13 protein-coding genes are annotated in these 12,003 nt (G+C 40.3%); 3 read left to right on the top strand and 10 right to left on the bottom strand.

What is annotated here, in order from left to right; genetic code table 11:
* Both ACJAT7_RS15055 and ACJAT7_RS15060 read right to left on the bottom strand, forming a co-directional pair.
* The coding region (locus tag ACJAT7_RS15055) for a hypothetical protein (protein ID WP_415227621.1) at positions 1-501 on the bottom strand (501 nt) is incomplete at its 3' end.
* A gap of 143 nt (positions 502-644) precedes the next feature.
* Complete coding sequence (locus tag ACJAT7_RS15060; protein ID WP_415227622.1) at positions 645-1,115, bottom strand: RT0821/Lpp0805 family surface protein; 471 nt, start codon at positions 1,113-1,115, stop codon at positions 645-647.
* 713 nt (positions 1,116-1,828) lie between these two features.
* Here ACJAT7_RS15060 and ACJAT7_RS15065 point away from each other — a divergent pair.
* Both ACJAT7_RS15065 and ACJAT7_RS15070 read left to right on the top strand, forming a co-directional pair.
* Positions 1,829-3,973, top strand: coding sequence for an MFS transporter (locus tag ACJAT7_RS15065; protein ID WP_415227623.1), 2,145 nt, complete (start codon positions 1,829-1,831; stop codon positions 3,971-3,973).
* Between the two features lie 442 nt (positions 3,974-4,415).
* Entirely contained in the window at positions 4,416-5,057 is a 642-nt protein-coding gene (locus tag ACJAT7_RS15070) for a class I SAM-dependent methyltransferase (protein ID WP_415227624.1), read from the top strand.
* A gap of 35 nt (positions 5,058-5,092) precedes the next feature.
* On the opposite strand, the gene ACJAT7_RS15075 is transcribed toward ACJAT7_RS15070, so the two are convergent.
* Together ACJAT7_RS15075 and ACJAT7_RS15080 are read right to left on the bottom strand one after the other, a co-directional pair.
* Positions 5,093-5,476, bottom strand: a complete 384-nt coding sequence (locus ACJAT7_RS15075) for a hypothetical protein (RefSeq protein WP_415227625.1) — start codon at positions 5,474-5,476, stop codon at positions 5,093-5,095.
* A gap of 175 nt (positions 5,477-5,651) precedes the next feature.
* On the bottom strand, positions 5,652-6,533 hold the full coding sequence (locus ACJAT7_RS15080) for a LysR family transcriptional regulator (protein WP_415227626.1): 882 nt from the start codon (positions 6,531-6,533) through the stop codon (positions 5,652-5,654).
* A 151-nt stretch (positions 6,534-6,684) separates the two neighbouring features.
* Here ACJAT7_RS15080 and ACJAT7_RS15085 point away from each other — a divergent pair, with 151 nt between their 5' ends.
* A complete protein-coding gene (locus ACJAT7_RS15085) occupies positions 6,685-7,875 on the top strand; it encodes an MFS transporter (protein ID WP_415227627.1) in 1,191 nt (396 codons plus the stop codon).
* Positions 7,876-7,946: 71 nt separating this feature from the next.
* Here the strand turns inward: ACJAT7_RS15085 and ACJAT7_RS15090 are convergent, their stop codons facing one another.
* The 6 genes from ACJAT7_RS15090 to ACJAT7_RS15115 form a co-directional block, all read right to left on the bottom strand.
* A complete protein-coding gene (locus tag ACJAT7_RS15090) occupies positions 7,947-8,321 on the bottom strand; it encodes a hypothetical protein (protein ID WP_415227628.1) in 375 nt (124 codons plus the stop codon).
* A 40-nt stretch (positions 8,322-8,361) separates the two neighbouring features.
* Positions 8,362-9,018, bottom strand: coding sequence for a DUF1294 domain-containing protein (locus ACJAT7_RS15095; RefSeq protein WP_415227629.1), 657 nt, complete (start codon positions 9,016-9,018; stop codon positions 8,362-8,364).
* Between the two features lie 89 nt (positions 9,019-9,107).
* Positions 9,108-9,347 carry a hypothetical protein gene (locus ACJAT7_RS15100; protein ID WP_415227630.1) on the bottom strand — a complete coding sequence of 80 codons (240 nt, stop codon included), beginning with the start codon at positions 9,345-9,347 and terminating at the stop codon, positions 9,108-9,110.
* 136 nt (positions 9,348-9,483) lie between these two features.
* On the bottom strand, positions 9,484-10,188 hold the full coding sequence (locus ACJAT7_RS15105) for a hypothetical protein (RefSeq protein ID WP_415227631.1): 705 nt from the start codon (positions 10,186-10,188) through the stop codon (positions 9,484-9,486).
* Positions 10,189-10,254: 66 nt separating this feature from the next.
* Positions 10,255-10,671, bottom strand: coding sequence for a hypothetical protein (locus ACJAT7_RS15110; RefSeq protein ID WP_415227632.1), 417 nt, complete (start codon positions 10,669-10,671; stop codon positions 10,255-10,257).
* A gap of 73 nt (positions 10,672-10,744) precedes the next feature.
* Complete coding sequence (locus tag ACJAT7_RS15115) at positions 10,745-11,434, bottom strand: hypothetical protein (protein WP_415227633.1); 690 nt, start codon at positions 11,432-11,434, stop codon at positions 10,745-10,747.
* Positions 11,435-12,003: the final 569 nt, after the last annotated feature.

A 12,003-nucleotide genomic window follows, 5' to 3' on the forward strand; every position in this document is an offset into this window, starting at 1 on the left:
GGCGCTAATAATTTTTTCTTTTTTCGCTTGTATATCATTTAAAATATCGGGTAAGCCTGCGCGTAGGTATGCAATTCCCGTATTTTGTTGCCTGAGTAGCGAGGGGGATTGAAGGGCTTGTTCATTATTACAAAGATTCAGCTCAATGTAGGTTAATAAATCGTTATTTATATTTTGTAAATTATTTAACTCTGACGTTAACCAGACAATCTCATTTTTTGCTTTTACAGCATCTTGTAATGTTTTTCTTTGTAAATATTGATAGCGATTAGAAATTTCAATAAGTGAACTTGTCAGCCAATCCTCATGAAATATTACATGTTTTTTATCTCGCCAAATAAAATTACTTATTTGTTCATTGGTACTGATCTGGTCAGTGTAATTACAAGCTGGAAGTGTAATCACTTCAGGCTTAGAAACGCATGAAACGATACTCAACAAGCTAATTAAATAAAAAACGCTCAACATATCTATTTTTACTGTATTGCAAGATGAATTCATATCTTATCCATATATCGAGTGAGCAATAGTCAAATTATAGACAATAAATATTACATTGGTTTGCAAGCCGCTATGGGCACAAAACGCTAAACATTCTAAGGTAAAGGGAACCTTAGAATGTTTTTACTCATGCCTAGATCGCGTCAATTATTAATTAACCAGCTTCCATCTGGCTGACGGCAGGCGGTGCCGTATGCCTCCTGCATCTTGCCACCGACCATAACTGTTTGCCGATACTCACGGCAATATTGCTCTGTTTGCTGATAGGTTCGGATCGGTGTAATTGAACCGCTATTACCGGAATCGGGATTGTTCCAGTTAGTCGTTTCATTACTCGGCGTGTATTCCAGCGAGTATTGGGCGGTCTGTCCCATTGCCATGCGATCGGCTCGGTCCAGCGAGCGACCTATTTCCTGGCCGAACATGGCACCCGCTAAGGTACCAATGGCGATAGCCACCACATTTCCTTTCCCTTGTCCCACATTGGAACCAAGTACGGCACCGGCAGTTGCGCCAAGTAGGGCACCTGCTCCCTCTTTTGCTCCCATTCGTTGTGTGCAACCAACCAGTAAAAACAGAAAAATTATTAATATTACCTGCACTTGTCTCATCATTTCTCTCCTTTGATATTGCAATCGTTGATCGTTTTCCGACTACGGCGGAGTTGTTGTCTTTATTTCACCTGTTTATCGGCAACGTCAGATATTTACCAGAAAAACAATTCTTATCAAAACCTGGTTTCTCTATCGTCGCATCTCAAATTATCTACCTTATCCGCACAGCTCAACTGTTTTTATCTATGAGGAAAATTTAGCTATCCGTGCTCATCAATACGCTAGCCATGACGACGGATAGCAGATAATATCCACACCAACAGAGAAAATATCGAGTTCCTATGGTCGGGTGAAAAATTTAAGGGTGCAGTTCAAAGTATAGAATCAATAAAAGGCCTTTGCTTTTAGATTCGACTCTTTTTCTTGCATCTAATCTAAGGCTAAAATCGGTGCTTATGAGCTATGAATTGGTCATAGCTGGAGGCAACCATTTTCGTTGTTACGAACTCTTGATTCAACCCTTAGATTAAGAGTTGATGCCCACAATCTGCTCAGCTGTGGTTTGCTGATTTTGGCAATGCGATTGCTAACGGGATGCTGCAGCCTTTGTATAGCTTGAAGGCTATCTTTATCTGAATTAGAAAAAACGAGCTTTTATACTCAACAGAGCACTAATTGTAGACACAGTTAGTGAGGTATTTCCTCTCTTTGCAAAAGAGCACCTTTTAAGCATAGATAACCCCTCCATAAAATAAGAGAACAGCACGGTGATAATGACTATCAGACCTTTTTTACTACTGCTAATAAGCTGTTTTTTGTTAATGACAGGTTACGGCTTGATCAATATTTTATTGCCTGTGCGCATGCTAAATGATGGTGTTAGCCTCGATAGTATAGGTCTGGTTTTATCTATGTTGTCAGTGGGATTTCTGGTTGGTGCAATCTATAGCCGTAGGTTACTGCAGCGTGTTGGCCATATCAGAATATTTGCGATGTGTGGCAGTTTAACATCCGTGGCGATTTTATTGTCCGGCCTTTATCCTGATCCGTTAATTTTAGGCTGTATGAGGATTATTACCGGATTTTGTATGGCATGTGCTAATGCGACGCTTGATAGTTGGCTAAGTTATAGTGCGACTGAAAAAAATAGAGGCAGAATACTTTCTATTAACCAGATGGTGTTGATGAGCGCGCTATTTTCCGGACAGTTTTTATTAAGTGTTGCCCCCGTGGACGGTATGACTTTATTTGTGATTTCGGGGATTTTATTCAGTCTGGCTATTACCCCTATTGTTATCAGTAAACAACAAGGTCCGCAAATTGAAGACAGTCAAGCTATGTCCTTAATGACCATTTTAAAGCTATCGCCTTTGGGTGTGGTCAGCTGTTTTTATTGTGGCATCCTCTATGCCGGGCTATTGAATATGCTGCCAATTTTCGCCAGTGATAATGGTATAAAAGATCTGGATTTATCAATATTTATGGGCGCGGCGATTTCTGGTGCGATAATATTGCAGTTCCCCATTGCCTATCTCTCTGATCATTTCGATCGGCGCAAAATTATGTTGGCTATGGTATCAACCATTATTTTATTTTCTCTATTTATTCCACTGCTTATTACGCTAGGGCTGTTTAATTTAAGCTTGTTTTCCATCGCTGTGATCACCGGAATGGCGGCTTGTCTTTATCCTATGAGTATGTCTGAAACGTTTGATAAAGTATTAAAAAAACAGATTTTAACGGCCATGTCTTCGTTATTGGTTATTTATGCATTAGGCAGTATTTTAGGCCCCTATGCAGCCTCCGTGGTAATGAAATTATTCGGCAGTAACGCGCTATTTATTTTTATCATTATTACTGCCAGCACTTTATTAACGTTTATTATTATACGTATGAAGCAACGTTCCGCTTTACCCTTTGAAGAGCAAGAAAATTTTATTATGCAGACCCCCTCTGGCGCTGTCTCTGAGTTAGATCCGCGCACAGACTATGCGGAGCCTGCATTCGAACAAAGTGCAGAAGTCGAAGTCGCCGTTAGTCTGGCGACTCAAAACCCCGCCGCTGCGGTTAATATGGTAAAAGCATTAGCACTTCGAGATCCGAATAACGCGGCAAACTTAGCGGCCGCATTAAGTACCATTGAACAGATAAATATTGGTCAATTGTATGGGGCGATCACAACGGCTGCGCCCGAAATGGCTGTTCATATCGCACAAGCATTAACTAATGCCTCCCCGGAAAAAGTGGAGGAGTTAGTTGACTGGATAACCACAACTTATCCGGATCAATTTACCAATATTATTGTCGCAATAGCCAACTCAATGCCGGATAACGGTATTCGTGTGATGGAATTAGCCGCAGAGCATATGTCCGCAGATCATTCTGGCGGGCTATTGGAAATGACGGAACAATATATGACAGATCTCTCTGGCTCCCTAGATGAAATGCGTCCGGTGGATCGCAGTGCGGCAGCATCAGAGCAAACCGCCGCAGAGTTATATAGTCGTTTAAGTCATGTATCGCCTGAGTATTCAGCTGAATTAGCATTAACCGTATCCGAAGCCTTACCGGAATCGTCCAATGTGATTGCTGAAGCTTATCTTCATAACTTAATTGAAAGTGAAAATGACCAAGATTGCGCTGCTGACGCGGTAGAAAATATTGAGCATGCAGTGAATGACTATCTCTCTCAGGTAGTAGAAAATATTCCTGAATATGCTGTCGATATTGCCAGTACAATAGTTGATTATGTTCCTGATGTCGCATCGGAGATGGTGGAATTATTACAGGACTCAGATTCAGTCGACGTTCACGATTTAACTGTCTCCATTGATGATAAACCGGAACAAAATGTGTTGAAAGAGCAATTATTAGATGCAGTACAAACACAGACGGATAAATTCAGTAATGAACAATAGTGTGATTTAAACGTAAGCGCACAATTAAACTCATATACCAATTAAAAACCGGTTTGTTTTGCATGACCCCTCCAAAGAGTAGCGCTGCCATTTTACCTTGAAAAGTTGAGCGTTACTCGTTTTGATAAAGAGTCTGATTTTCATTTCCAAACAACTTAAAAGGTATTCTGCTCTAACTGAATTGGACACTTTATAAAATGTGCTATTACCAATGTAAAAGTAAATTTTTAGATCGCAAAGGAGCATAGAAAGCGGCTGCAGATAATATTGTTTAGTGCCTCAAATGATTAAGAGGGCGGTTATGACAGCTGTGTTGTTAATTAGAAAAGCGTTATCATTCATAAATATATTTTTTGTAAGGCGTTCTGGATAAATCGAGAAAAATGATCGATTGAAATTTCACTGTATGGACGCTTTGCACATCAGATCAGAGGAACGCTTCATGCATATTTGTCCCTTGTGTTTATCAAATCAAACACCGTTCTATTTTGAAGACGAGAATCGCAGCTATTTTCAGTGTTCGCGCTGTGAGTTGGTATTTGTACCTCAGGCGCAGAGGCTGGATGCTGTTAGTGAGAAAGCCCATTATGATCATCATGAGAATGACCCGGATGATCAGGGGTATCGACAGTTTTTATCGCGCTTAGCCCTGCCTCTTCTTGAGAGGATAGCAGCAGACTCTAAAGGGTTGGATTTTGGCTGTGGGCCGGGACCCGCATTGGCACATATGCTACGCGAGGCTGGACACAATGTTGCGTTATACGATATTTACTATCAGCCAGATGCAGATGTGTTGGAGAAAACCTATGATTTTGTGACTGCGACAGAGGTGATAGAGCACCTTTGTGATCCCAACAAAATATGGTCGCAATGGTTAAATTTAATCAAGCCGGGTGGTTGGATAGGCATAATGACTAAACAGGTTATAGACCTTGAAGCATTTGCCGGCTGGCACTATAAATATGATCCGACCCATGTAAGCTTTTTTAGCCGGACGACTTTTCGCTATCTGGCAGAGCGAGACAAGCTTGAACTGGAATTCATTGGAAATGATGTGATTTTACTGAGGAAACCTCAGCAGTGAGTTGAAATAAGAGATCCGCTGGTAACATAACCCCATTACGGCAAAGCTAAAAAACCATGCTGTAGCGCAATAATATTGGCGACAGCTGTCAATCTGGCTTTTATCGCCTGTTCAATACCAACGGAACTCTGGCCCAAATCACCGACCGCAATAAAAGCAGTAGTGGTCAGGCTACTGCTGTCATAATGATAAGCATAACCCGATCCTACAATCCAATTATCTGCCGTCAGATGTTTTATTTTTTCTTCTAATGTTCTAACCAGAGTATAATCAAAAGACAAGATGCAATCTTCATTGCCGTACCAATTCGCTTTTAGTGCCTGAAAATTGATCCACATCTCAAGCTTGTTCAACAAGGGTTTAAGCGAATTAGAAAATTGGCCATCGGCCGCTATCGTGATGGGAAGTCCTTGCTGCATATTTCTCTTTACCTTTGTCATTTCGCTGATGACGTTAGATTTTGCTATCTAACGGTCCCGGATGCAACCACAACAATAAGATTAAACAGGGGATCAATGCAAAATGAGCAAGAATAAGGTCTCCGTCTGTCGCTCACTCGAACCGGTTTGAATATTTGTTGTGCCTCCAACTACTTTACAAAGAGAGCCTTGGCTGAATAAAATCAATAAATGCCGAGATACGCCTGGCAACAGAAGAAGATTTATAAAAAACGGCATTTATCTGCTCGCGGTCCGTATTGGTGAGTTTTCCCTGCTCTAAAACAGCAACAAGTCTGCCTGCTGCAATATCTTCATTGACCATAAAACCGGATAAGCAGGCAATGCCATTTCCAGCAAGCGTAAGTTGACGCACGGTTTCACCGCTGCTGGCGGTCAAACTCGGCTCAATATAATCAATCCCCGCTAATGGCCAGCGGTTTAATACTTTTGACCCCGTAAAACCAATCAGATTATGGCCCGATAAGTCGCTCACTTTTTTGGGCACGCCTCTTGTCGCCAGATATTCAGGGGATGCCACCATATAGAGCAAACTTTTTCCTAACGGGCGGGCGTGTAAAGTGGAATCGGTTAATTTACCAATGCGGATCGCCAGATCAGTTCTTTTCTCCAATAGATCCACAAAACCTTCATTAGAGGTGAGCTCCAGTTGAATGTCAGGGAATACTTTTTTAAAAGGTTGGATAAGTGGAACAAGTTGATGAAATACAAAAGGGCTTGCTGCGTCGATGCGCAACCTGCCCGCTGGTAATTCACCACGAGAAATAAGCTGCGCTTCGGCCTGGCGAATATGCAACAGCCCGACACGTACAGACTCAATAAACTGCCGTCCTTCATCGGTAAGATCGATTCGTCTTGTGGTGCGATTTAAAATGGTGACACCGAGCTGTTTTTCAACCTTGCTCACCGCGCGAGACACCCTCGCTACCTGAATATCTAAGGCATCAGCCGCAGCAGAAAAACCACCACTGTCGATCACGCTAAGCAGGATTTCTAAATCATCGGAACGAGTCAACATATCATTATCCATTCAATCTCAAGGTCTATTGTTGCAATATTAACAAAAGTAATTTGTTAATAACACTGTTTTTAACTACTTAAAGATCAACAATAATGCGCCATCAAACGAAAACACACATTGTGTTCCAATATAAAAAAAAGGAAAAATTATGCCTTTAGCATTACTCGCATTGACGCTCAGCGCCTTTGCAATCGGAACCACCGAATTTGTCATTGTGGGATTAATCCCAACCATGGCACAAGACTTAAGTGTCTCGCTGCCTTCAGCCGGGTTGTTAGTTAGCCTCTATGCAGTGGGTGTTGCCATTGGTGCACCTGTTTTAACCGCGCTAACAGGAAACTGGAACCGCAAGCATGTATTGCTTTGTGTGATGGCGCTTTTTGTGGCGGGTAATATACTGGCGTGGCAAGCTCCCGGATATGAAACGTTGATTGCCGCACGTATATTAACCGGTTTGGCGCATGGGGTGTTCTTTTCAATCGGCACCACTATTGCGACCGGCTTAGTCTCAAAAGATAAGGCGGCCAGTGCGATTGCCATCATGTTTACGGGTTTAACCGTCGCGCTTGTAACCGGCGTTCCCCTGGGGACCTATATCGGCCAAACATTCGGCTGGCAGGCAACCTTTTTAGCCGTGGCGCTACTCGGCTTGATTGCACTTATCGGCAGCGCGCTGTTAGTGCCAAATAACTTAAAGCAGGCAGCGGCGACTAAGATTTCAGCGCAATTAAAAGTACTCTCGGAGCCTCGTTTACTCTTGGTATACGCAATTACAGCGATTGGTTACGGCGGATCGTTCATTGCATTTACCTATCTAGCACCTATTTTGGAACAGATTTCTGGTTTTGATTCAAGCGCTATCGGTCTGATTATGTTGGTTTATGGGGTATCGGTTGCAGTAGGTAATATCTGGGGCGGGAAAATGGCGGATAAAATGGGGCCAATTAAAGCGCTAACCATTATTTTTACAGGCCTTGCCGCAGTACTGTTAGTGTTCAACTTTACAGCGGTTAACCCAATTGCAGCGGTAGCCACTATCTTAGTTTGGGGCGCATTTGCCTTCGGTAATGTCCCTGGCCTGCAAGTTTACGTCGTAAAACTGGCTGAAAAATACACACCGGATGCGGTTGATGTGGCTTCTGGTCTCAATATCGCCGCATTTAACGTGGGTATTGCACTTGGAGCCTGGGGAGGTGGTTTAATCGTCGAACAAGCAGGACTTATGAACACGCCTTGGATTGGCGCGATTGTGGTGCTATTTGCGCTGGTGTTAACACGCTTTAGCGGCGCATTAGACAAGAAAGCAGAATCTCAAGAATTTAAAAAGCAAGCTGCTTAATTAAGCATAAAGGCGATATCCTAAAAGATATCGCCTTTATCTCTTGTAGTTCAAGCCCATTTTATGCCGCTTTATTTGTATATTAACTCTTGAGTTAAAGCCTTATACCCTCTAGGGTAAGACCAACCATATCCCCATCTAAACGATGTGGGAAAATAAGGGCTTCCTCCAACACGAACACCCGCCAGCATCAAGGCTGCAATTTGAGGTTGACCTACTTTAGCAACACATTGACGAAGCTGTTTATCCGCAATAAGCCTCTCATCATATGTACCACCTTTCCAATAAGCGTAATCATGAGCAGTGCAACAGGCTAACCATAATTCCTTCTGTTTAAAAGTACCATCAGGAAAAGCGCTACACCCATCAGAAGTAAAAGGGTTAATTTCCTCTGCATTTATACCTACCGAAAACATTAAAAATGAAAGAATAAAGAGATAACGCATAAACTTCCTCCTGACCAACGCTATCGAGTGCGACACTTTGTTAGCCTCTCAACAAGGGTAAAATTATATTATGAAGAAGGTGTTGGCCTTCCTCTGTATACACTACTAGTAAGACTCCTACATTCAAAAAGACAGTTATCCGATAAGTGCTTATAAATTCATTCTTGCTTGTCTTGTGACGCAATATTTTTTGAGCGATCAACGCTCCGGGCCACCCACCAATTAGAGAAAAGAAATGCAATGTTGCTTCAGGTGTCCTCCAACGATTATTTTGAGCTGAGTATTTATCCTTTGCGTATGCAAGGATAGTAATCAAACTTATTACAAGATATGCAAAACCAACATTTACAGGAACCTTACCATTAAAGACTGATATGAATAATCCAATGCAAAAAAGCACTGTGAAGACAGGACCGAGTATACTGCTTTTTCCTTTATTTCGATTATTGGTGCTATGCGCACCACTTCGACCATTTGATCGATTAATATCACGGGAAAATTTAATATTCGTAGCTTTGTATCGGTTATTATTTTCGCTAACTAGTTTATAGGTAATGATTTCACCATTCACAGGCCTACGAGAGGAAGAATTAAAAGCTTTAATATGGACAAAAGCACGAACGCCACCACCATTGGGCTCGACAAAACCAAATCCTTTGTCATCATTCCAATTTGTAACTTTACCTTGAAGCTTCATGTTGTCCCTTAAATTTGATGGCTAACGCCTCGTTCTAGCATCCGGGCGAAACTCTGAATTTGAATCTTCAAGTAGTTTGGTATATTACATTACTCATTATTTGATTGCTTGTGCGCTTTTATGGCTTTCTTAATTTCACGAAATGGATATGAAAATAGAAGTAAACCTATAACAATCAAGACAGGGCCAGTAAATTGTGATTTCAATAACTCAGGTAGGAAATCAACAACACCGCTTGTTTCAATAACACCAACCATAAATAAAGCCAGACTGATCCAAAGCGCCAAGTTAACACTAACAGGATATTTAAATTCTTCTTGATTACTCATCTACATTCCTTTGGATATATAACGCCTTGCTCACTGGCGAGTATGTTGGTGCGGTTTTGACGCATTTGGTTTTGAGCAAAAACCGCGACAACTGTATTCGAGTCCGCGTGCGCCCATTTGTTCGATGTATGTAAAATTACATATCGATAATTAACTGTGTTTTCTTTGAAAAAATTGCTATATAGCAAAATGAAATAATTATATATCCAAAGGCTTGCAGAATGAGGAGAGCCATTGAACCTAATAATATTATTGGTGTACTGCTTGCGCCAACAAACATGTAACCGATAGTAGTTTTAATTATTTCAATAATAAAAACGATCAAAGTCAGGCCGACAATATATTTGCTACTTTGCCTAAGAACATCTTTTACAACGACTTCACCGGTGTATATATAATGGGGAATAACAAAGAAAATACTAAAAAGAATTACACTTGATGTAAATTGTGAAATTTCGTCTAATTGGGTAAAACCACTTGGATCTTCAATGTTGAAAATATCTAAACCCAGCATTACAAAGCAGTATTTTACGCCAAAAACAACAAAAGTATAACAAGCTAGCAGCAGGCTACATTTTGCATATACGGACTGCTTTTCAAAAAAATGGGGTACTTCATTTTTCGTGACTAACGAAATGCAATTTGTTAATAGAACAGATATAGCATAAAACTGAAATACATAAGAAAACCAAGACAAAAAAGCATATTTACTTCCCAAATTTGCTCCTAGCGCCCAATTGCAAACCATCATAAGCATCGGGAGAGTTACGGCATTTAATACTGCCCGAGGGTATACAATAGGGAACATGAAACTCGCTAACAGAATTTTACTAATATTCAATGAACATCTCCATAATACATTAACGCCTTGCTCAGTAACTATATCGAGTGCGCGTACAGCAATTTGCTAGCTGTATTTTGCATCTATCGTTTTTAGAGAACGTAAAAACAGGCCTAAGCCACCTATAGCTAAAACTAAAATTAGAATAAGGTCAAATGATGACATTGTGCGTAAACTAAACCGAACGGATGATATTACACCAAATACTAATGCTGTAATTGAGCATATTGATAGTAGCCACCCTAAAATATTTTTAGAGTTATAAAAAATAAGACCTATACCAAACATAAACGGAATCATTACAGTACCAGTTGTCAGTCCAACGCCGGTGCCAAAAGCGTTAATGTTATATAACCTGGACCCGAATCCAAAATTTGAAGTGACTGTAATTGCACTTAGTAGCATATAAAAACCACCACTCATCATTAGTAAGCCAATAAAAAAATGCCCTATACCGCCAGAATTCCCACCTGCGCCTTTCATTATCACTACCTTCCTTAATATGATCAAAATAAAATTTTGTGCGTACCAACTGTTTTTATTCCGTTTAAGCAACTTACATTTTTGGCTCAATTTGATTCGAAATTTGCAACAGAAGCTTGTTAGTGTTTTCGTGTAATTTAATACATTCATCAATAGATTTTTTCTGTAATTCTATTGATTCTTCACTCAATTTTAGAGACTTTTCCAACACCTCTTCTTGGTGCTTAATTGCAGTTTTAGTTCGTTTGTTATTTACTACTGTTGACCACAGAAAATACAGAATTATCCCAATCAGGGCATAACTCCAATACTCAAATATTGTTACGTAAATAGCATCTCCTATTGATGTTGTATCGTCTTTATAGGCAGATGAATATACTTCAGGGCTAACCCAAGAACCAGACTTTGAATCGTAATAGAGTACATTATTTTGAGCCCATTTATAGTAAGTCCTGCTGTACTTCTGCATTAACTCATCCATGGCACCTGGTATATCAATTTCAACGTATCCTGTTGTATTGAAATTTGAGTCTTCGAGTCCATATGGGATACTCTCAACATCATAAGTAAGTAGTAAAAGCTCACCTTCATATGGAAGGTTTTTAAACTTTATATGATAATTACCATCTGATATTTTTCGGAAGTCTTCAACTAAAGCACTATTACTTTGGTTTTGTTCCCAAGCAGACAAAAAACTTTCTTTATCTGCGCTTTGTGCATTCCCATAAAGGGGAAGTAACAATAGTAATAGAAAAACTCTCATGCATATTCCTTTAAATGTAACATATTATAAGAAGGAAGAACGCCGTGTTTCCTCGAGAAAGACGGTCGTCAATTATTTATGATAAATGTGAACATTACATGTTCTAAGCTTACTTATCAAACGGTTACATTTATTAACAAGATCTATCTATTATCGAAAGGTGGAATTCTTCCGTACTTGCGCGCTTTCTCGCGTTAGCAAGCAAGATCCAAGTTTATTTCCAGTAAAGTCGAACTGAATGGTCATGCGATGCATGAATAATTTCGTTAAGGCGTAGAAGCACCATTCGTACATTTGAAGAAATTCAAAGACGTACTCTAAACAAGATTAATACTCGCTAGTAAATGCCTTAGTATGAATTGAGCGCAAATTATCTGGGATAAAAGGGCTGTTTATTGGCATATTAATCGTGCGGTTATTGCTGCATGCGTTTCTCGACGGTAGAGAGAGCTTCCTCAATAGATTGTCGATGTTGGATTACATTAGCAATTGCAGATTGTTCCCCATACCAGAATGGCATCATTTGCGGAATGTTTGGCATAATTTCACCTGCTCTGGCATTTTCAATT

Source organism: Psychromonas sp. (assembly GCF_047632995.1).
Lineage (GTDB): Bacteria > Pseudomonadota > Gammaproteobacteria > Enterobacterales > Psychromonadaceae > Psychromonas.